The organism is Acinetobacter sp. AOR34_HL, assembly GCF_027854795.1.
Lineage (GTDB): Bacteria > Pseudomonadota > Gammaproteobacteria > Pseudomonadales > Moraxellaceae > Acinetobacter > Acinetobacter junii.
On record NZ_JAKTID010000055.1, the window covers coordinates 1 to 21,991 of the forward strand.

General features: G+C 36.0%; 17 protein-coding genes and 1 pseudogene. 6 read left to right on the forward strand and 12 right to left on the reverse strand.

Going from position 1 to position 21,991, the window contains the following annotated elements:
* Window positions 1-155: 155 nt before the first annotated feature.
* From MKL32_RS09340 to MKL32_RS09395, 12 genes and pseudogenes are all read right to left on the reverse strand, one after another.
* Window positions 156-413: pseudogene (locus tag MKL32_RS09340) on the reverse strand (PAAR domain-containing protein); the annotation flags it as partial.
* Between the two features lie 32 nt (window positions 414-445).
* The gene (locus MKL32_RS09345; RefSeq protein WP_270900470.1) at window positions 446-1,177 is read right to left on the reverse strand and encodes an OmpA family protein; all 732 of its coding nucleotides are present in this window, start codon (window positions 1,175-1,177) and stop codon (window positions 446-448) included.
* Window positions 1,178-1,215: 38 nt separating this feature from the next.
* Window positions 1,216-2,175, reverse strand: a complete 960-nt coding sequence (gene tagF, locus MKL32_RS09350; protein ID WP_243484312.1) for a type VI secretion system-associated protein TagF — start codon at window positions 2,173-2,175, stop codon at window positions 1,216-1,218.
* Window positions 2,176-2,212: 37 nt separating this feature from the next.
* Window positions 2,213-6,031, reverse strand: coding sequence for a type VI secretion system membrane subunit TssM (gene tssM, locus MKL32_RS09355; protein ID WP_270900436.1), 3,819 nt, complete (start codon window positions 6,029-6,031; stop codon window positions 2,213-2,215).
* 28 nt (window positions 6,032-6,059) lie between these two features.
* Entirely contained in the window at window positions 6,060-7,478 is a 1,419-nt protein-coding gene (locus MKL32_RS09360) for a hypothetical protein (protein WP_270900437.1), read from the reverse strand.
* Window positions 7,478-8,473 carry a type VI secretion system baseplate subunit TssG gene (tssG, locus tag MKL32_RS09365; protein WP_270900438.1) on the reverse strand — a complete coding sequence of 332 codons (996 nt, stop codon included), beginning with the start codon at window positions 8,471-8,473 and terminating at the stop codon, window positions 7,478-7,480. Before tssG ends, MKL32_RS09360 begins: the two co-directional genes overlap by 1 nt.
* Complete coding sequence (tssF, locus tag MKL32_RS09370; protein ID WP_270900439.1) at window positions 8,437-10,245, reverse strand: type VI secretion system baseplate subunit TssF; 1,809 nt, start codon at window positions 10,243-10,245, stop codon at window positions 8,437-8,439. Before tssF ends, tssG begins: the two co-directional genes overlap by 37 nt.
* Window positions 10,246-10,257: 12 nt before the next feature.
* Window positions 10,258-10,734, reverse strand: coding sequence for a type VI secretion system baseplate subunit TssE (tssE, locus tag MKL32_RS09375; RefSeq protein WP_004913783.1), 477 nt, complete (start codon window positions 10,732-10,734; stop codon window positions 10,258-10,260).
* 80 nt (window positions 10,735-10,814) lie between these two features.
* Window positions 10,815-11,318, reverse strand: coding sequence for an Hcp family type VI secretion system effector (locus MKL32_RS09380; RefSeq protein WP_004913785.1), 504 nt, complete (start codon window positions 11,316-11,318; stop codon window positions 10,815-10,817).
* Window positions 11,319-11,373: 55 nt separating this feature from the next.
* Window positions 11,374-12,855 (reverse strand): type VI secretion system contractile sheath large subunit, encoded by a 1,482-nt coding sequence (gene tssC, locus MKL32_RS09385; RefSeq protein WP_270900440.1) that lies wholly within the window; start codon window positions 12,853-12,855, stop codon window positions 11,374-11,376.
* Window positions 12,852-13,352: a type VI secretion system contractile sheath small subunit gene (gene tssB, locus MKL32_RS09390; RefSeq protein WP_004952820.1), complete on the reverse strand. Its 501-nt coding sequence runs from the start codon at window positions 13,350-13,352 to the stop codon at window positions 12,852-12,854. Before tssB ends, tssC begins: the two co-directional genes overlap by 4 nt.
* A gap of 17 nt (window positions 13,353-13,369) precedes the next feature.
* Window positions 13,370-14,074 carry a hypothetical protein gene (locus tag MKL32_RS09395; protein WP_270900441.1) on the reverse strand — a complete coding sequence of 235 codons (705 nt, stop codon included), beginning with the start codon at window positions 14,072-14,074 and terminating at the stop codon, window positions 13,370-13,372.
* Between the two features lie 363 nt (window positions 14,075-14,437).
* Between MKL32_RS09395 and tssH the strand changes: the two genes are divergently transcribed.
* The 6 genes from tssH to MKL32_RS09425 are packed head-to-tail and all read left to right on the forward strand — an operon-like array spanning window position 14,438 to window position 21,985.
* Window positions 14,438-17,101 carry a type VI secretion system ATPase TssH gene (gene tssH, locus MKL32_RS09400; RefSeq protein ID WP_270900442.1) on the forward strand — a complete coding sequence of 888 codons (2,664 nt, stop codon included), beginning with the start codon at window positions 14,438-14,440 and terminating at the stop codon, window positions 17,099-17,101.
* A gap of 24 nt (window positions 17,102-17,125) precedes the next feature.
* Window positions 17,126-18,214, forward strand: a complete 1,089-nt coding sequence (gene tssA, locus MKL32_RS09405) for a type VI secretion system protein TssA (RefSeq protein ID WP_270900443.1) — start codon at window positions 17,126-17,128, stop codon at window positions 18,212-18,214.
* Window positions 18,215-18,229: 15 nt separating this feature from the next.
* Window positions 18,230-19,594: a type VI secretion system baseplate subunit TssK gene (gene tssK, locus MKL32_RS09410; protein WP_243484300.1), complete on the forward strand. Its 1,365-nt coding sequence runs from the start codon at window positions 18,230-18,232 to the stop codon at window positions 19,592-19,594.
* 10 nt (window positions 19,595-19,604) lie between these two features.
* Window positions 19,605-20,414, forward strand: coding sequence for a type IVB secretion system protein IcmH/DotU (gene icmH / locus MKL32_RS09415; RefSeq protein ID WP_270900444.1), 810 nt, complete (start codon window positions 19,605-19,607; stop codon window positions 20,412-20,414).
* A gap of 11 nt (window positions 20,415-20,425) precedes the next feature.
* A complete protein-coding gene (locus MKL32_RS09420; RefSeq protein ID WP_270900445.1) occupies window positions 20,426-21,019 on the forward strand; it encodes a hypothetical protein in 594 nt (197 codons plus the stop codon).
* A gap of 3 nt (window positions 21,020-21,022) precedes the next feature.
* Window positions 21,023-21,985 (forward strand): M15 family metallopeptidase, encoded by a 963-nt coding sequence (locus MKL32_RS09425; protein WP_270900446.1) that lies wholly within the window; start codon window positions 21,023-21,025, stop codon window positions 21,983-21,985.
* Window positions 21,986-21,991: the final 6 nt, after the last annotated feature.

The following is a 21,991-nucleotide window of genomic DNA, read 5'->3' on the forward strand; positions in this document are numbered from 1 at the left end:
GTCAGTAAATTTAGATGTTTTCATGCAGAATCTCCTGCTCGTATCTTAAGAGAAAATTCTACTTTTAGATCCTATTATTTTTAGGGGGGATTACCGAATTTATTTTCACTTTTGCAACTTTTCTCTTCACTTTGAGTTACTCCAGAGCCCAGATCTCTTACAACCAAATTCTGCTTCGGTAACAGCTTACATCCGCAAGATAAAGGATCATTGACTCGTGCTGCTGCCTTTCCCATCACTTGCATATTCGGGTCACCAGCAATAATTGTTGCAACAGTCTGATGCTTTGGACAAGTTGCCTTATCCCCAATACAAGCTATTGGGATACCTTCAATGAGAAAGCTAGCATCGCCTGTAATCACTTGACCACCGCCTGTTGTAGGACAACCAATGACAATATAAGGTGTTGCCATAAAGTAATTACTCCGCTAAATAAGTAAAATCATCAAAGTACTTCAAACTCAATTCGACGGTTCTTCTTACGACCATCAGCAGTTGCATTATCTGCAACAGGTTGACTTGAGCCTTTACCTTCCGTACTTAAACGTTCTGCAGCAATACTTTTAGCAACTAAATAACTTTGTACAGCTGCCGCACGTTCTTGACTCAATACAGTATTTTTATTGGCATCACCTGAACTATCCGTATGACCAATAATTTTGACTTTTTTGCTACCTACTTTATTAAGAGCAATTGCCATTTCATCTAGAATTTTTTTACCAGCAATAGTCAAAATTGCACTGCCAGACTCAAATTCAATAATTCGATTCTTCAAAGCATCATCAATTATTTTTTGCTCTGCATGATTCACTGAAAGCTGAGCATTAAAGCGATAAGGTTGTTGAACTAATGATTGAAAACTACTAGTTGTAGGTTGAATTTGACTTGAATCAGTCATTTTACCCGTCAAGTCCACCTGAGTACCTTTAACTCTCAACTGCCCTTGTGAAATCTTCTTCAAATCAGGAGTAATCACTCGAGCAACTGAATCACTCCAGTCAGATGGTGCAGAAACTGGACGAACCTGTATTTTATCTACGACTTGATCAGTGCCATATACCGATTGCATTTTCATTAAAATTGCTTGTTTACTAGCCTCATTTGGAACTACGCCCTCAATCACTACAAGAGCTGAATAAGTAAAATTACTAAATACAGTGATAACAACACCGAGCATTAAGCTTGACCACACATGATTCACATTATTTCTCATATTTATTCTTCTAAAAAAGTTTGTCGGAAAAGTTTTAAACCTTGGTTAAGGCTAAGTTGTCTTTGACACAAAGATTGCTCTAAAGTTGCTAGACCTGCATTCTGCTCTAAATACGCATCGATCCATTGTGCTTGGATAAGGGATACCCAATGCTCGCTCTGCATGTTTTGAATAAAGATATCACTGAGTGCCATGATGTCAGCGCCTTGAAAACCCACAAATAAAATCGGTTGTTCTCTATGCAAGGTACCAATCAAAATTTCAGCATTCATCGTTTTAAGAAATTGACCAATCATTCCAACCCATAAAGTCGCGATTTCATAGCAATACATTGGATTATTAATGGGAAGAATAAGCACTTTATTTAAACGGCTAGTACCATTTTTTAATATTGGCTGAAGTAAAAGCCCCAAACCTATCATGCTCTGCGCCAACTCATAGACATTGATTTTCATCAATTGAGCAAAGGAATGCATCGTATGATTTTCATAAAAGGTCTTACATTCTTCATCACTAAAAATCCGAACAGAACTAGGTAAGTTATTTAATTTATCAAGCATAATATTGGTATCACAGATGGTGCGTAATACTTTATTCCTCTGAAATAAATCCACTAAGACAGACTTATAATAGAATGGTGCCCACAATAAATTTTGATAGGGTTTTTCTACTTCGACCAACTGACTAAGTACCATTGGAAAAGCACGACCAGAGCTATCTTGACTTGCAATCATATTTGCAGCCAAAAACATAGACTCTGCAGGGTTAGCGATAAAAAAATCTAATGACGGCAACGACTCATATCGTTGTCTGAAATCATGGCAACGCATAGCTTGCTCAAGCGCTTCAGTAATCCACTGATCAAGTACCTGAATTAAAGCATGTTGTCCTTTAGACTTCAGAAAATCTCCTCGAGCAGGCGTTTTACCATAATATAAAGGTGTTGTTTTTACTTGAAGCATGTTGATACTCCAAGTAGTTTTCTGTGCAAATCTAAGGTCATGGCGTGACTCCATTACTTGATTGCGTATTGCTGCTAATCGAAGGCTGACTTACAGTTGCACTAACTGGTGTTACTTGTGCAGAAACGACTCTCACTGCTTTGTCCGTAACAACTTTATCTACTAGCTGTAAGCCAGCGTAGCCACGACTTGAACCTATGCTGCCTGAGCTATTACCACTGATCAGACGGAAATTTACTTTCAGCGATAACGAAGGTTCTGCTTTGCTGATCCAAGTCATTTCAAAACTACCATTTTGTTCTTTCCGCTGTGCAGCATCGATCAAACGGTTAATGCCATACTCTCCTGGTTCTTCGAATATCGTATGGGTTCTTCCTTCCAAATCCACAGCAGTAATACGCGCACCAGGAATTGCACCTTGATTCGGCCATACGAAGTTCACCCATTGTTGAATGCCATTTTCAAACACCATACGTTGACCATCGATATCAATGGTATATGACAAAAACTGAGGATTCTGTAATGGATAGAATTGAAAGTTTGACTGATTTGAAACAGGCGCAGCTGTAGGTTGATCTAGGCTTCCTGTCGCCATTCCATTGATAGGTGCCACATATTGCTGAAATGCCATCACAAATTGTGGGTTTAGACTAATTCCCAAATCTTTCCACGTCTTAGAAGTCAAGACATAACCACGGCGGATCACAAATGGATCTAAAGCCTCTTTCACAAAACGTGCGATACTCCCCGTTTCTCCAAAGATTTGAGCTATTTCATTACTGGTAGCTTGTAATGTCACACCAGAATTAAATGGATATTTTGGGGCTAAATTCGTTTTAAAAGGTTGATAAGCTTGAATACTCCACAATTTATTCAACTCATCCTGAGTCGGTGAAATCAAACTAGAAAATGATTGCGTCAATGGACTGATCAATAACTTTTGAATTAATTGCTGATCAGTATCCTTAAGACCGACCATCATCTTTTCATCTACATACTTCTGCGTAATATTAAATACCGATGTTTGTTCATTAATAGTCTGTTTTACGAGTGCCATTGCACTAGGACCTATCTCACCTGCTGTTTTTAAATCATTAAATTTACTTCGAACTTGAGCGAGGTTGTTCATGTACTCATCAAATAATGATTTATCTTGCAAATCATCACGTTTACGTACCAGTTGATAGAACATTTGATATTCTTGAGAAATGACACCTTGTGCTTTATCTACTGCTTGAGCAGCTACTTTATCATCTGAATTGTTTAAAACTTTGCGCTTAAACCATGCCACAAAACCTTTTTCCGGTACGGCCAGTTCAGCCTGTACAATAGGATTATCCCAATTCGTTTCGATGGCTATACGTTGTAACAGTGTCCGAATAGGCGAGTTTTGAGGCTCTCCCAAAATATCAATATTCTTGACTTGCTGAGAAAACTGCTCTGCTTTGGCATAATGAATACCATTCAGGAATTTCTTCCATTCCATTACGTATTCTTGCTTATATAGAGCAACTAATTGCTTGCGAATCTGTTCTGGACTACCTGAGAAAGTTAAGTCATCTGATTGACGACTATTTAGCACCCAATCTTTACTATCTGTCGGTTTATTCGCAGCATCATCAATTGCTTTTTCAACATATTCATCCCATGCTTTTTGGGTAAATACACCTGGCAATGCATAACTTCCTAATACTATCCCACGATTTTGCTCACCAACAATTTGTCCAACAGTAATCGCTGGGAAGCGCACTGCTGCACGCATTTTAATCTCGTTATAAACTCGATCACGCGCTGGCATACCACGAATTACAGACAATAAAACTTGACGCGTTTGATCAACCACCTGTGCATCCGTTTCTAGTACAGGGAAGCCTTCTTGATTAGCTAGGGTCATCGCGTAGGAGAGAATCTTCTCCGCATCTTGGATCATCTCACCACGCGGCATTTGTCCACGATTAGCATCTAACCAAGAACGCCAGAAACGCGACACTTGGTCACTTAAATGACTAGTATCCATATATTCATGGTTACTCATCATTAAATATGCTTTTAATGCATTATAGGCATCTTGAGGATTACTATCTGATGGCTCTAAATATTGCTGGTTTTTGGAAACCTGTTTAATTTCGACATTGACATGATTGGCTTTTAAAGTCGCTTCATTATTTTTTACACGTTGTAAATAGTGTGCAATGTTTTGCTGCGTAGGCATCAAGACAATCTGTTTAATACCTTTCAAGTACTCAGCTTTTAGACTTTCACGTAGTTGATTACCTTGATACAAACCAAAACTAAATTTTAAGGGACGATTGTCATCGAACTCGTCTAACTGTTGCAAACGTTCTTGCAAAATCAACAAAGCTTCGAGTTGAGTTGATAATTGCTGCCCAGAACTTTTTTCCAAGTGTACGACTTTATCTAGGTCTGCTTGTACATCAGCAATCAATTGCTGATTATTGCGATATGACCAAACCCAAACACCTAAAATGAATGAAACACCAATAAGTGCGGCAATAAAACCTATATAACGTTGACGCTTTTTTGCTGGATTAATATGCTGTTTGACAAGATCTTTATCACGCAAAATCACGTTTGAGAAAAGACCTTGTAAAAAGTAACCATGATTCGGTGAAATCGAAGGACTTACACTCCCCACATCCTGATTTTGAATTTGCTGTAAATGGAATTCTTGGGCAATATTTTCTGTCATAGGACTTTCAATAATGCCCTCTTGTAATGCACTGGTAAAATAAAAACCGCGAAAAACAGGTTGGAACTGATATGGATTATCCTCGAATAAAGTTCCAATAAAGCTTTTTAAAGCTGGTTTTAAAGTTTTAAATTCCAGTGGAAATGTCATTACACTTGGCGAGATATTTTGAGAATGACGACGACTCAAATGAGTGGTACTAACGCTTTTTAAACCGTCATAAAGAATGTTGTAATGCTTTTCAAATAACTCGACTGCATTATTCGATGAGTTCTGTTCATAAGGTAATGTTGCACCCCAAGCTTGATTGTATTCTTGGGACTCATAACAATCAAAAAACTCAGTAAATCCAGCAATTAAATCCATTTTTGAAAAGACCAAATAAATAGGCACTACAACTTCTAACTTCTCTGTTAAATCTTGAATACGGGCACGTAAATTTTTGGCTAATTTCAATGATTTTTCAGGACTTTGACTGATTAATTCAGCAATACTGACAATTACAATTAAGCCATTCACAGGTGCTTTAGAACGATTTTTCTTTAAAATATTTAAGAAACCTAACCATTCAGAATGATCTTCCGAATAAACTGAATAGCGACCTGCCGTATCTAAAAGAATTCCTTCAGTGGAAAAAAACCAATCACAATTACGTGTTCCACTTAATCCAGCCGAAACCATTTTTTGATGCGTTTCTTCAAATGGAAACTTCAAACCTGAGTTATAGATTGCAGAACTCTTACCTGCCGCAGGGTTACCAATCACCATATACCAAGGTAATTCGTATAAAGCTGCATTGCCTTTTTTATCCCCTAACTTGGATTTACGAATCAATTGAATTGATTCTTTCATTTGCTGATGAATTAACTGTAGTTCAGCTTTATCTTTATGTTGACCATATTCAGCTTGGCTATCCTTTTCAATCGCATTAGCAAGTTCTTCACCTTGTTCTGCATGATGCTTTCTTTGGATCAGCCAATAAATGCCATAAACCATTAGACCTAGTACATAACATGCTGCTAATACCCAAAAAAGCTGGCGTGGAATAGAGGAATATGAAGAAATCAGTGCCACAAATAAAGATAAAGCAATAATAGCTTTAGGATTCGTGATGTACTGCCATAGATAACCTAAAATGATATACATTGAGTTCTCGAATTCTTAATAAAGTTAATCAATCAGCAATTGCTACACTGTCCTGATCAGGGGTGATCTCAGGAACGGTCTGGATAAATGCTTTTAAATTTTGTGAATAAACAAACGCAAGATTTTGATCTGAAAGATGCGCCCCAAGCATTAGACCGAAAATTTTTGCGATACTTTGTGTATGACCTGCAATAGGTTTGCAATACAAATAATGGTGTTGCTCTATCGGACTTTGTGCAAAAAATTGCTCAAGATTTTTAATGACCTTAATTTCTGTAACATCTTCAACCACCAATACAAAAGGCTCTTCTGCTTGATATTGTGGTAAATCATGTATATCTAACTCTTTAAATATTTGATCCAAACTATTTTGATCTGTTACTAGCTTTAATTTTTTTAAAGGATGTTGTTGTTCCAATTGCATAGCTGGGGAAGCTAAACAGCTACTCCCTATAAACTCTGCAGGAATATAGGAATGATTAATCCAATACTTTTCATCAACAAACTCCTGATCAATTTCAGAATCTGCAGCAATCATGAATGTAATTTCATGTGCTTGATTTTGAATACGACTTAGAACTTCTATGAGGTTGGATTCAGCAGATTCACTACTGAGATAGTGATACTCAATATGAAACTTCTGAGGAATCATTCCTAATTCAAACAAGGTTTTTTGAATACTTTCATTACTGGTTTGGTCATTCCAAATATGAACTAAATCTCCAGATAATAAGATGTGTATATTGAATTGATCTAAACGATAAACTGGCTCAATCTCAACTGCTTCACTTTCATCTTCTACAGAAAAACTAGGATCAGTCCATGCCGGATGCATACGATATTCATGCAAATTTTGACTTTCATAAAACAAACTAGATCGCTTCAGATGGTTGGAAATTGAATCTAAAAGCTCCACATGTTGATCAATTTGATGATGAATCATTGCCATGATTCGCTGTTGTCTTACAGACAAAGATACTAACTCTTCTTCTTGTTCTTGGTTCTCAACCTGCTGATCTAACTCATTTATTCGATAGGATAAAATTGGCAACCCATGATGATTAAGTAAATGAGGATCTAATTGTGGACTGGTAAATGCACGAATTCCTTCTAATATCGCCTCATTCTCACCTATTGGGTTGTAAGCAGTATTTGCAAATAAATTTAACTCAATCCATTTACTTTCTTTTACTGTAGATAGAGATTCAGCAATTATCTCTTGCTCAGATGGCAAGATATTTTCATTCTTATTTTTATAATGCGTATATACCTTAAAAATCAGCCACGGTAAAAGTAAAATAACAGTGACAATACAAGGTAAGATTAATAAATAATTAATTAAATCAGCAGATTGTGGTTGATATTCCACATCACGCCAATAATAAATAATAATCAATCCAACAAAGATAAAACTGCTAATCAAAGCCGCTAAAATTTTCTTCAACATTATGCAGACCCTACAAGTGCATAACGCGTTTCACTGTTATGATATAAACATTCAATAGAGCTTAAAAAAGCACCATGACCTAAACCCATTTCATGACTTGAGTTCAAATACATGGGTACAACATCTGTTTTATCCAGGATTAATCGCACATCGATAAATAAAGTCGGACTACACCAGGTCTGAATGAGATGTTTCAGTTTCTTATTTAATGACTGATTGGGTAAAAATTCTAAATATTGCTCTCGGCTTAAAGGTCCGATCTGAATTTCTATTTTTCCATCAATTTGCTGAACAGTATCACCACAAAAAGTATTTAATCCCAACAAACTAGGATTAGTTCCTCCTAAACAAGTCTTCTGTTCATCTTCAAGTTTAAACTTTTCTTTTATGAATTCTTGAATATGCACTTGTGTATCAAAGACACAGCTCAGCACTGTTTTTAAAGCATGGGCAGTATTGTTTTGCCCCTGCATTAAACCTGAGAATTCTGCAAAATATTCATCTAAATCGTGTTGTTCATGTTGAGAGCTTATGTAACCGTTTAATGCATGAAGTATATTTAAGTAATGATTAGTAGGTTCAATTTCGTAACGAACCGCCAAATTGTAAACTAAACTCGCATCGACATATTTCGCGGTTAGCTTATGATTAAATAAACCTAGAAATGCTTTGATCTCTTGTCGTTGTTGCCTATTACTTTGTTTTAATTTATTCGTATATGTATAAGGTAAAGCACCTTGCGTCCCCGTTAAACCAACCACTAAATTTGTCAGCTCAATTCGAGAGTCTGTATATTGAAGCGTTTCAATCTCTGTAGTTGGAAAACTTAAACTGAATGATGTTTCAAATTTAAAATCATCAGCCCAATTCTGCTGAGATAAAGGACGATTAGAATGACGCAATAACCGTGTTGATTGAACAAACTCAAAAGCACTTGGTTTTGTAAATATATGATCAACTACAGAAGAGTCTTGCCACCAACGTTCTGAACGCATTGGTATATCTCCTGTTGATTAAGACTATCTTTCACTAGCACATCGACAAAGCTATTCATTTGAACCTTAAGATTAAAAATATGGCTCAATAATTGGCTAAAGATAAAAAGGCTGTGTCCACGAAAAACGCTTTTATTGACTGTTAGCTCAGCCCTCACACCTCGAACAAACATAGGAAAGGGTTTTGAATTGACTAATTTATTTGTGGTTGAAAATGTGAGCTGTGAAACAGCATCAATCAAAAGAATATTTTCTTTGGAATGTGGCAAATTGTACAAAGCCAAAAGCTCTTTTACATGACTTAAAGCATCCCCCTTCATCAAAGCTAATGTATTCAAAGAAAGATGTGAAATAATGCGCCATTGTTCATTGCTATTTTTATCAAAAGAATAAGGTGAAGTTGGTCGTTTTAAAATTAAAGCTCTTCTTGCCAAACTACTATCATTCAAATTTAGAATATTATTGGTTTGGCTGAGTGCTTCGTGGGGTAAATCACCATTTGAGCACAGTAACTTTGTACTAATGAAATCTGATTTAATCTCGTATGGTTTTAAATGCTTGGAAACAACCGAATAGCCGATCTGTGTATTTTTAGTTGATGAAGGTAAATAGCTAAGCGTGTAAAAGAACTGAGCCTTATCATTATGATAATGACTCATCGCAAAAAAAGGTAATACAGGAAAATGTGTCTGTTCCTGATTATTTTTTTCACGAATCATATTCATTTCAAGAATCGAATAGACTTGGTACAACTCTGGGTGATGTGCATCAGTCATCAAGCAATAATTTAGCTGTGTATGTGAAATTTTTTGTGGCTCAGCTTGTTTTTCAAATAAATTAATTGCAGGTACAGTAAATAATTTGAAATTAGCGATATTTAACTCTGAATAGTTACGAACAACAGCCTGATCATTCAAATTAAGCTTCAAATGAATCAAAAGCTCAAAAGTATTTTGCTGAACCAATACATCTTTCAAAACACTTAGATTTAAATTCAAATAATTAAATTTCTCAGGAAAACAAAAATATTCCATCAATAATCGATAAGCATGATGCGTATGCTGATCAACAGGTAATAGACTTTCTTCCTCACTAAAGCCCATCACTTTAAAAGGATTTTCTATATGACTGAGTTGATGACCTATTCTTATTGAAAAAGATGTATCTTTACGAAAGATGCTATCTAATACTTGGAGTGGGAAATTAGATATTGCATCTAAATAAATAGGTAATGTTTCATTTACCAGCCATTGCTGAGCATCATTAAAGATTTCAAATTTAAGACTCAACGTCGCATTCTGATTTAGATGCATATGAGTGCTAGGTGAAGTTTGAAACTCTAAATCAATTAAAGATAGCGGTAACAATCGAACCTGATTGGTTGTATTAAACTCACATTGAACACCTTTGAAACTACGTGACTTTAATGATGTTTTTTTGGGGATGATATGAGCTGATGTTAATTGCTTTAATTTATTAACATCTTCAAAGCTTACTACTGTGCATGCAGGAAAATGTCTTAGATATTGAGGAAACATCACCTCAAATAATGCATGTGTAAAAACTTCATAACTATCTGCAAGCTTCTTATCAATACGAGCAGCAATCAATGAAAAAGCTTGAATTAAACGCTCAATGTGCGGGTCATCAATTTGCTCTTGGTTCAAAGATAACCGTTGAGCAATCTTAGGATACTTTTGTGCAAACTCTCTAGCCTGTTGACCAAACTCTTGTAGTTCTTTTTCATAATAAGGTAAAAGTTGTTCGATCACGATTTGCTCACACTACGTTCTAGCTGAAATTACATATTGTTGTGTTGTCGGTTTAAGCAAAGCATCAAAAAAAACAGGCTCGTATAATGGGTGGATATTTAAATAAGCTTGAATACTCAAACACAATGACCCCATGTTATGGCCATCTAACAACATCTCTACTTTGATTTGTCTAAGTCTAGGTTCATGTGCAGTGATAGATTGCTCAATAGATTGACAGATCTTATCTCGGTCTAAAGGATTAGCTGTTGATAGTCCAACAAAGTCAATAATTCCAAACTGTAAAATAGATTTCTTAGCCAATGGATACTGATCTATATCTTGAGCAAATTGCGCCGTTCTGCTATTTAATAAATCCTCTAGATCATGTGCCACCGATTCTCTTAATTGCTGAATCGACATCCCTCGTAAATAATCTTCTTGCTCTGGTACTAAACGATCAAATAATGTTGATCGGAATCCATAAGGATATAAATGATCTAAATTCATTTTTATAAGAACATAATTTTTAGTGGAAATAGAGGTTAATTACAGATCTATTAACCTCTATTAGAAACTCACAAACTATTTTAAGCAGCGTAAGATGCTGTATTGTTAGAAAGTGACCATTTCTTAGTAACAGCACCTTTTGAAGTACCATTAATATCTTGTTGGTTATACGTCCATTCTACAGCAGCATATTTCAAACCAAATGCTTCAGTTGGAACACCTTCTTCATTAACAGTTGGAGTTACGCTTGAAACAAGTACATGTTTTAATTTGATTTGTAAGTATTTAATGCGTTTATCGCCATTTGCTCGGTAGAAATCAATCTGTACCTCATCAAATGTATAACCTGCAGAACATGCTTCCCATAATTTAGGACTAGTCGCATCCAAGTCTTTCACAAAAATCATATCTGAATGCTCAACACGTTCAGCAGTGTGACCACCAACACTACTTGAAGTAGCTGATTTTGGTTGACGGATATTATGAGACCAAGAATTAACCTCTAACCAGCCTTTATGTTCTGAGTCACGAGATTCGCCATCTACTTTATATTTGCCGCGAAACTCGATATAAATATCTTTCATTTAAAACTTACCTCTATTTAATTTATTTAAAGTTATTATCTAGCTGATCTCATTGTTAATTTGAGGATTGCGGCAGTTCAGTGACCAATCGCAAAGAAACAGACAATTCATCCAGCTGGAAATGTGGTCTCAAGAAAACCACGGATTTGTAGTGCCCTGGTTGAGCAGGATCTTCTACAACTTTTACAGATGCTTCACGAAGCGGATATTGTGCTTTTGCTTCTTGAGAGGCACCGTCATCAAGTAATACATATTGAGAGAGCCAGTCATTCAAAAAGGCTTCAACATTACCTGCAGATGCAAAACTTCCGACTTTATCTCGCATCATTGCTTTTAAATAATGTGCGATACGTGATACAGCCATGATGTATTGAATTTGACTCGAAAGTGCTGAGTTGGCATTTGCTGTGTCGTTATCATATTTCTTTGGTTTTTGTGTTGATTGCGCACCAAAGAACGCTGCATAGTCCGTATTTTTGCAATGGACTAATGGTATAAAGCCTAGATCACTTAATTCTTTTTCACGGCGATCTGTAATTGCAATTTCCGTAGGACACTTAAACACAACTTCGCCATCAGAGGTTTTAAAGGTATGTACTGGCAAACCTTCAACTAATCCCCCACCCTCAACACCACGAATCGCTGCACACCAGCCATGAGAATCAAATGCGTTCGTCAAACGTGTACCAAATGCATATGCCGCATTCATCCATAAATAATCATCATGGTTTTCCCCAGACACATCTTCAATAAAATTAAAGCCTTCTGTCACGGTGCCTTCTTTGGGATGGTATGGTAATCGACCTAATACATGCGGCATCGTTAATGCGACATAACGCGAATCTTCGCTATCACGGAACGAACGCCATTGTACATATTCAGCTGTTTCAAAAATCTTAGACACATCACGAGGACGATCAATATCAGTAAATGATTCAAGACCTAAAATATTAGGACTGGCAGCTGAAATAAATGGAGCGTGTGCAGCCGCAGCCACATGTGAAATTTGCTCCAATAAATACATATCAGATGGTGTACGATCAAATTCGAAATCGCCAATCAATGCTGCATAAGGTGCACCACCAAAAGATCCATATTCTTCTTCATAGATTTTTTTAAATAATGTACTTTGGTCAAAATCCGTAGCACCCTGAAAGTCTTTAACCAATTCTTTTTTGGTAGTATTCAGCATACGTATTTTGATCATCGGATTGGATGGAGTTTCTTGGCAAAAATAATATAAGCCTCGCCAAGTTGACTCAATTTTTTGAAATTGATCATGATGCATAATTTGACTAAGTTGTTGTGAAATCAACGCATCAATTTCAGCAATTCGCTTATCAATCGACAAAGTCATGTTCTCAGAAACAGTTATCGTTCCTGCCATGACTTCCTTGGCTAACTCTCCAATCAAACTTTTTGCACGGACATGTTCATCATCATTACGAGCGATACGACTTTGTTCAACAATCGAGTCGAGCAAATTTTCTGATTCTACAGCTACATTATTTACTGCTAAGGCATTTAAATTATTCACTTTTCAGCCTCCACACTTAACTGTCGAACTTGGTCCGTATTCTTTAGTACTTCATCAAGTAAATCTTCTAATCGCTCGCTATTTGATATTTTATTGCGTAAATCCGTTAGACGCTCACGTGCCTCAACCAACTTACGTAATGGATCAACTTGCTGTACCACTTGTTCAGGCCTAAAATCTTCCATTGAATTGAAGGTAAGGTCGATCGACATACGCCCACCTTCATCTGTTAAAGTATTTTCCACATCAAAAGCTGCTCGTGGAGCCAAAGACTCCATAACTTCATCAATATTGTCTAAATCAACATTAATAAACTTCTTATCTTTAAGCTTCGTTTTGTCTAATTCAGATGCTGCAGAAAAGTCACCCATCACTCCCACAACGAAAGGTAATTCTTTTGATTCTTTACCATCTCCGACTTCAACATCATATGTAAGCTGCACACGTGGTGGTCGAATACGTTGTAATTTTTTCTGAACACTTTCTCTTTTTGCCATAGCTTTAATACCTTTGATTATTGTTTCAACGCATCGAATGGACTAGCACTCGTTTTCTGCACAACTGAATTTGATTGTTTATTTACACCTGTTGGTGCCGTTGTTTGACGCTTTGAATTAACAGTTTGATTGACAACTTTTCGAACTGGCTGGCTTACTTGCACTCTCTGCTTATTAGAAATACGGCGTGTATTGCTTATTTGCTGCATTTCTTTTTTTAAAGACTCATCCGTTATGGCTTTGATATTGGATGTGTCAGGTGCAGGTTGTGCTATTCGGATATTTTCACTGAGCTGCTTTGCAGGTGGATAAGTTAAATCATTACTCAAATATCGCATTTCCTCACCTTTCATATGCTGCAAAGCACCATTGGCGATTTCAATGCTTGAGAGAAAAACAATATCTGTAAGTGTTGCACCGCGCACATTTTGTTGCTGCAACTGATTAGCCAAAGTCAAAGCATTCATCGGTTGCTTCAACTCATACATTCGCATCGCAGCCTGAGCCAGCAGATCATTTGTTTGCTGTACGCTCGGTTTATCACATATTTGTTGATATAAACCCAACAAAACCTGATCCGTTTGGTTCGCTACCAATGGATTCTGTTTAATACATTTACTTTTTAATTTAATCGGCTTTATTTGTTGATCCGATGCATAAACAGAGCTGTCTACCAGACAGATCATTATATAAAGGACTGATATTAAAATACCTTTTTTCAAAATACGCCTCATAATTATTTAAGTTATAATTGAAGAGCTGACAATTATTGTTAAAAAACCCTCTTACTCGTCAATTTTTTAGCTTTTGGAACATTTTTGCGAATTTAACAAAAAAAGCACATACAAAGTCAACAGTAGTTACGTTTATTAACATTAAAAATTTATTTAAATATTTTCATATAAAAAAATATGGAAAAATTTTTGTTTAAAAGTGACAATTTTTGCTGTATAATAATCTGTATACCAATAAAGGGTTAATATAAGTAATTGATTTTAATTATGATATTAAACAAAAAAATATCATCAAACCCAAACTAAAAAATCCATCAAAAGTTTGGTTTTATAAAAATTTATGGGCTACAAATGAACAATCTCAAGGTTTTAATTTCAAAATTATCATATCCAACTCGATCAGCATTAGAAAAATCCGCAAACTACTGTATTAACCAATTAAATTATGAAATTGAAATTGAGCATTTGTTCACAGAATTATTAAACCAAGAAAAACCAAATGATTTAATTATTTTATTTAATAAAAATAATATATCTAGCGAATTATTAACTAATGATTTAAAAGAAACTATTCAATCTCTACCCAAAGGAAATACAAGAACTCCTATTTTTTCTAAATCAATTATTCGATTGCTTGAACAAGCTTGGTTGTTAGCATCAGCAGATGAAAATCCTCTTATTCGAAGTAGCCATTTATTAATTGCACTATTAACAGCTTCAGATTTACAGCAAATTGCATCACGAGCATCTAGTCTTTTCGAACTATTCCCTATAGATACGATGAAACATAAGTTTCTAGAATCATGTGAAAAAAGTAGTGAAAACCAGATAGATGATAGGATCAGTGATTCAGAAAGAATTACTTCAAAAAAAATAGATTTTTCAAAGACTCAGATCAAAACACCTGCTTTAGATCAATATACAATTAACCTCACTCAGAAAGCTAAACAAGGTGATATTGATCCCGTCATCGGTCGTGAGCATGAGATAAGACTTATGCTAGATATTCTGATGCGTCGTCGCCAAAATAATCCAATTTTGACGGGAGAACCTGGTGTCGGTAAAACAGCTGTTGTTGAAGGACTCGCTTTAAAAATAGCTCAGGGTTTTGTACCTGATACTCTTAAAAAAGTTGAATTACATGTTCTTGATATGGGTTTATTACAGGCAGGTGCGAGTGTCAAAGGTGAGTTTGAAAATCGTTTAAAGCAAGTTATTCAAGAAGTTCAAACATCAACTCATCCTATTATTCTGTTTATTGATGAAGCTCACACATTGATTGGTGCGGGTGGTCAAGCTGGTCAAAATGATGCTGCAAATTTACTTAAACCTGTATTAGCCCGAGGTGAACTAAGAACAATTGCAGCAACTACTTGGGCTGAGTACAAACAATATTTTGAGAAAGATGCTGCACTAAGTCGCCGTTTTCAAGTCGTTAAAGTTGAAGAACCTACTGAAGAAGTCGCAATCGATATGTTGCGAGCTATGATTCCAGTCATGCAAGATCATTTCAAACTTGAAATTGATGACCAAGCAATTACTACTGCTGTTCATTCATCACATCGTTATATCACTGGTCGTCAACTTCCAGATAAAGCAATTAGTGTTTTAGATACAGCAGCAGCTCGTGTTGCACTGACACAAAATGCGCAACCCGTTATGTTAGATCAATTAAAAGCACAACTGCATAATCTTCAGTTAGAACAAAACATTTTATTGAGCGAACATCAACAATTTCCTATTCATCATGAGCGCCTAGATGAACTCGATCAACAACTTATAAGCTTAGTAGCTGAAATCAAAGAACTAGAGATTCGCTGGGAAAAAGAACTTAATTTAGTAAAACAAATTCAAACTCTCAGTCTGCAAGATCAGACACAAACTCAAATCACTTCATTAAGAGATGAATTAAAAAAATTACAAGGACAAACTCCTTTAGTGTATGAACGTGTTAATGCTCAGATCATTAATCAAATAATTTCTGATTGGACTGGAATCCCTATTGGCAATATGGTGAATGATGAAATTAAACAAATATTAAGTCTTGAAGATAAGCTCAGTGAACGTGTCATGGGACAAGACTATGCACTATCTCAATTGGTTCAAGGTATTAAAACATCGAGAGCAAAATTAGAAGATCCGAATAAACCCCAAGGTGTATTTCTACTCATTGGGCCTAGTGGGGTAGGAAAAACCGAAACTGCATTAGCTTTAGCAAATGAGTTATATGGTGGCGAACAGCATTTGATTACGATCAATATGTCTGAGTATCAAGAAGCACATACTGTTTCATCATTAAAGGGGGCTCCTCCAGGTTATGTGGGTTATGGTCAAGGTGGTGTCTTAACCGAAGCAGTTCGACGTAACCCATACAGCGTTGTACTGTTAGATGAAATCGAAAAAGCACACAGTGATGTTCAAGAACTTTTCTACCAAGTTTTTGATAAAGGTACATTAGAAGATAGTGAAGGTCGTGTCGTAGATTTTAAAAATACGATCATCTTACTTACCTCGAATACTGGTTCAAGTGCGATTATGCAAGCATGTTTAAATCAACCTGTTGCCGAATGGCCAAGTGCAGAAGATTTGATTGAACACTTAAAACCTAGTTTATATAAACAATTCAAACCTGCATTCATTGGTCGTATGCGCATTGTGCCTTACTTTCCTCTGCATGATGACTTACTTATTCGTATTATCAGCCACAAGTTAAATAAAATTGTAAATCGCATAGAAACGCAATATTCAACGACTGTGCAATATTCTGAAAGCCTCGTTGAGTTACTTTTAAATCGTTGCACAGAAGTTGATAGTGGTGCCAGAAATGTAGACAACATTCTTAATTCAACAGTTTTACCATCACTTGCAACTGAAATATTAATCGCTTTAGTTGAGCACAAACTACCCAAGTTAATTGTGATCGATACAAAAGATGATGAAATTATTTATCAGTTAGATCCTCGTGAAAAAAACACAAAAATACGTTCAAGCAAAAAATTGAAAGCTGAAATATAAGACTGAGCCAGCATTGTGACACATATGGATATTAACGAATTACTAGCACCGATTTACGATGATTCACCGTGTGGTGAAGACTGTTCCTTTTCAAATGAGTTTCATGCCATCAAAAAAGCACGCACTCAAGATGATCTTTTGCTTGATCAAGGTGATTGGGTTACTGAACCCAAACAGGCTGATTGGGATTTTGTTGCGAGAACGTGTACTGATTTAATCCAAACTAAAACCAAAGATATTCGTTTACTTATATGGTTATCAGAAGCTTGGGCAAATTTATATAGCTTTGAAGGTATCGCGAAAAGTTTAGAATTAAGTCACCGCATGTTGGATAATTATTGGCTTAATCTCCATCCTGAAATTGAGGAAGATGATCTAGATCAACGTATTGGTTTATTGCAAGGTTTGATTAATCAACTCCCTATTTTGGTCAAAAAGATACCTTTAATCAACCAGTCACCCTTTTATCATTTACTCGATTACGAGAATTTCTTATATCATGAAAATGTTCGTCGAAAGCAAAGCGATGAATATGATAATTCTCTTAGCTCCACTGAATTGGAGCAATTTGAAATCGCATTAAATAATACAAACAAAAATTTTCAACGCCAAAATTATCAATTCTTTACTGAAATTTTATTGCAGTGGTCAACACTGAAAAAAGTTTTAGATGACTTACTAGGGTTGGACTCTCCAAGTTTTGCCGCGATTGATTCTAGTTTAGAAAATATTCATACAAGCCTTAAAAAAATTTATAAGACTGATTTATTTGAACAATCCGAAGAAGCTAAAATACCAATAATGCAATTAGATTCCTCAGCTTCAGCACAAATAATATCGAATCCATCACTCACTCACAGCCAGTTATCTTTTCAGCCACAAGTACAATCACATGTTGAAAATCGCGAACAAGCTATGCGTGTTTTACAGGAAATCGCGTCTTATTTTCAAAAAAATGAACCACATAGCCCTGTAAGTTATATGCTTCAAAAAACGATTAAATGGAGTCAAATGCCATTACACGAATGGTTAACTCAAGTGATTAAAGATGAGCATCCTTTGCAAATGTTACAGGATACGCTAGGCGTTCAACCCAAGAATGAATATGAATAATTATTGGTAAAGACTATGTTTAAAGCAGAAAAAATTCTTTGGGGTGAAGGCTTATTCTTGCGTCCTCAACACTTTCAAATCCAAGACACTTATCATGAACAACGTTTGAATCATACTGTTCGTGCATTGGTACCTTATGCATATGGTGTGCAGAAACTTAAATTTGATCAGATTCAATTATCAACTCATATTTTGGCCCTAGAAGAAGTGGAGATCATTTGGCAGGATGGCGAAATTTATCATGCACCTGCTCAAGATTTGCTACCTGAACCTTTATTATTAGACGAATTAAATTTACGCGGAGAAATGATTGTTTATCTGGCACTGCCAATATTGCAAGCACATAAAAAAAATATAGCCGATGAAACCCGCTCACTTTCAAGTCGATATCATAACTACTTGAGCGAAACACATGATTTATTTACGGATGCGAGTCCTGCTGAACTGAATTTCTTACGTCGTCGAGCAGAATTCAAATTATTGGAACCCCATCTGCAACCGACCCAAAACCTAGATGGTTATTTATATCTAGCTATTGCTAAAGTAAAACGACAAAGTTCAGGTAACTTTGAACTTGATAACCGTTTTATTCCACCGATTTTGCACATCTCAGCATCAGAGCCTTTAATCAATAACTTAAAACGTACTCTGAATGTTATTAAAGCAAAAATTAAGACAATTCAAACAAATAATCGTGAAAATGAACAGAAGCTCATTGAATTTCGATCAGGTGATATTGTTTCATTTTGGCTAATCAATGCGTTAAACACCGCATATGCTGGATTAAATCATTTACTACAATATCCACAAATTCATCCAGAGCGATTATTTTCAGAATTATTACGATTAACTGGTTCATTGCTGACATTTTCAACAGCTTATGATGTAGATCATTTACCCCATTACCATCATCATCAGTTAGAAGATAGTTTCCAACAGTTGGATCTCATACTCCGCGATCTACTGGATACGATTATATCAAGTCGCTACTTCAGTATTGCATTAAAAGAAACGCGACCTTCTTATTGGGTTGGTAGTCTAGAATCAGACAAAATCACACGAGATACTCGTTTATACATTGCGGTCTCAAGTAGCATGATGCAAACACATGAATTAATTCAGATCGTGCCGCTTCGCTTTAAAGTAGGTAGTACGATTGATGTCGAACAACGTGTTATCGCTGCTCTTCCTGCTGTTCCATTACACCATTTAATGCAAGTTCCTACAGCAATTCCAGTTCGTTCAGGCGTGAGTTATTTTGAGATAGAACCACATCATGAACTCTATCAGCGCATGATTGAATCGGAAACAATTTGTGTCTATGTTCCAGCTGGATTCCAAGACATTACGATCGAATTAATTGCAGTGATGAATAGCTAAGAGAAAAATCATGACTCAACATCCTACAGGTATTCCCTCTTTATTTGATGATGGAAAAATTGGTTCAGGAACGAAAACTAATGATCAGTCACAATCTAAACTTCAAACAACTAATTTAATTGATCTCTTACATGATGGGTTTTATTTGATTTTTCTTTTACGAAATCATTATATCCCTTCAAACCCTAATGATTTCCGTGAAAAAATTTTAGAGTTATTAAATCGATTTGAGCAACAAGCCAAACGCTTACAGTTTTCAGCTGATGACATACATGATGCAAAATATGCATTTTGCGCATTAATTGATGAAACAATCGCAACTCAACAAGATGCTGCATATTTTAACTTACAAAATACTTGGTTAATCAGTCCCTTACAATTAAGTTTGTTTGGTTCACAACTAGCGGGATACCGTTTTTTTGAAATTTTGGAGCAACTCAGAAGCAGAGGTAAAGAACGTTTAGCCTCACTGGAAGTTTTCCATTATTGTTTACTACTCGGCTTTCAAGGAAAGTATAGATTAGAGTCTATTGAAAGTCTTAATCATTTGGTGGCTCGTGTTGGTGATGAAATTGATTATTTGAAAGGTAAAAAAGCGGCTTTTTCTCCTTTTGCAGCAATTCCAGATCAAATCAAACATATTATTCATAATGAACTTCCATTTTTGTGGATTCTAATCTTCTTATTACTATTTTCCATACTCAGTTTTACAGGCTTAAGATTTATGTTGAACAAACAAAATCAAAATGCCATAGCACCTTATCAAAATGTTATTTCAGCACCTGCTGAAGAAGCCCATATCACTATTCATCTACCTTAGTTGATCGTTAAATGATTCAGGAAAAAGCGACCTCTTTGCGTATTTTGCAAAGTAACAAGAAGAAAAATTTATCTCCTCTCCTCTATGTGATGATTGGCTTCATTGCTGGAGTTGTTACTTCCTGTTTATTTGTATTCCTGTCTTTCAAATCTTGGTCATTAAAAGAGAATACACAAATCGCCTCCCCAGAGAGTGCAACACCATCTGAAATGATCACCTCAAATGCTCAATACACTGAGCAAGTGACAAACAATGATCAAGAGGCTAATTCAGTAGAAGATGGCAGCTTTGCACAACCCCAAGGCAATGATTTAAATAAATTTTTCCAAAGAGAGCCTGTACCAGCACCCTCAGCGAACACAGCTAAGCCTTTATCTCCATTTGTGAAAGAACAACCAGCAAAACCTTCTCAAACCTTAGAAGCAAATAAGCGAACTGAGATTAAATCACAAACAACACCCTCAACATCTCATGCACAAAAAACTATAAAAACAGATGTCAAACCTTCTAATAGTGCAGAACCTGATATAGAGAATCAAACACCAGAAGCTATCGTACAAATTAAAGTGACTCAAAAACCATTTGCTGTGAATGAACTCAAATAGCATATGGTCACCTTAATTTTTCTAAGCTTTGCTTGTTTGGTGATCGGACTAACACTGTTAATGTCTTATGAGTTACGAAATAAATGCGGTCAACTTATCCATTCATTTATTCCATCTAGCAAAAAGAAAATTAGGACTGCATTACAATTTGCAGATCATATCCACGAAGCGGCATCTCCACATAAACTTCAGTCACATTGGCATCTACAGCAATGGTGGATATTAATTGCTGGTTTCTTTTTATTTGCGAGTATTCTTGTATTTGCATTCACACGTCCCATAAATCCAACACGTATTGAAGCAGAGTATTTAAAAGAAACTGATCCTCAAGTTTATGCATTATTAAATGGTGAAATCCTAAGCCCTCCACCTGAGGTAGATGAAACATTAATTCATGATGCGATTGTTGAAGCGACTCGCTTAGAACAAAGTTACCAAGCTCAACAAGATACGGTTTCAAGTATCAATGCTGCTCAGATTGAACCACCATTAACACATTCACATGGAAGCTTAGATTCATCCTTAGTTGACCGTAAGTGGGATAAAATTAATCCTCGCTACAAACAACGTTTACTCATGGTCTTTAAAATTATGAAGGAACAGCATGGTTATGAATTGGTATTACTTGAAGGATATCGTAGTCCTAGCCGCCAAAACATGTTAGCAGGCAATCCCAATACCACTCGTGCTAGAGGTTATCAAAGTTATCATCAATTCGGTTTAGCCGCAGATGTTGCTTTTAAACGTAATGGAAAGGTTGTGATTACTGAGCGTGATCCATGGGCTATGCGCGGTTATGAATTATATGGTCAAGTCGCTGAATCTGTGGGTTTAACTTGGGGTGGACGTTGGAAATCGATTAAAGATTATGGTCATACTGAGTATCGTATGCCCGGATTAAGAAAAACCAAAGAAATGGCTGAGCAATTGATTGCGGAAGGTCAAATTACCCATAGGATTTCTTAGTTGAGT

Coding starts and splice junctions, on each gene's coding strand:
- icmH (WP_270900444.1), top strand. CDS start 19,605: ATGACTCAACATCCTACAGGTATTCCCTCTTTATTTGATGATGGAAAA.
- tssK (WP_243484300.1), top strand. CDS start 18,230: ATGTTTAAAGCAGAAAAAATTCTTTGGGGTGAAGGCTTATTCTTGCGT.
- tssG (WP_270900438.1), bottom strand. CDS start 8,473: ATGCGTTCAGAACGTTGGTGGCAAGACTCTTCTGTAGTTGATCATATA.
- MKL32_RS09360 (WP_270900437.1), bottom strand. CDS start 7,478: ATGTTGAAGAAAATTTTAGCGGCTTTGATTAGCAGTTTTATCTTTGTT.
- tssM (WP_270900436.1), bottom strand. CDS start 6,031: ATGTATATCATTTTAGGTTATCTATGGCAGTACATCACGAATCCTAAA.
- MKL32_RS09345 (WP_270900470.1), bottom strand. CDS start 1,177: ATGCTCGGTGTTGTTATCACTGTATTTAGTAATTTTACTTATTCAGCT.
- MKL32_RS09380 (WP_004913785.1), bottom strand. CDS start 11,318: ATGAAAGATATTTATATCGAGTTTCGCGGCAAATATAAAGTAGATGGC.
- tssH (WP_270900442.1), top strand. CDS start 14,438: ATGAACAATCTCAAGGTTTTAATTTCAAAATTATCATATCCAACTCGA.
- tssA (WP_270900443.1), top strand. CDS start 17,126: ATGGATATTAACGAATTACTAGCACCGATTTACGATGATTCACCGTGT.
- tagF (WP_243484312.1), bottom strand. CDS start 2,175: ATGCTTCAAGTAAAAACAACACCTTTATATTATGGTAAAACGCCTGCT.
- MKL32_RS09425 (WP_270900446.1), top strand. CDS start 21,023: ATGGTCACCTTAATTTTTCTAAGCTTTGCTTGTTTGGTGATCGGACTA.
- tssE (WP_004913783.1), bottom strand. CDS start 10,734: ATGAATTTAGATCATTTATATCCTTATGGATTCCGATCAACATTATTT.
- tssB (WP_004952820.1), bottom strand. CDS start 13,352: ATGGCAAAAAGAGAAAGTGTTCAGAAAAAATTACAACGTATTCGACCA.
- MKL32_RS09420 (WP_270900445.1), top strand. CDS start 20,426: ATGATTCAGGAAAAAGCGACCTCTTTGCGTATTTTGCAAAGTAACAAG.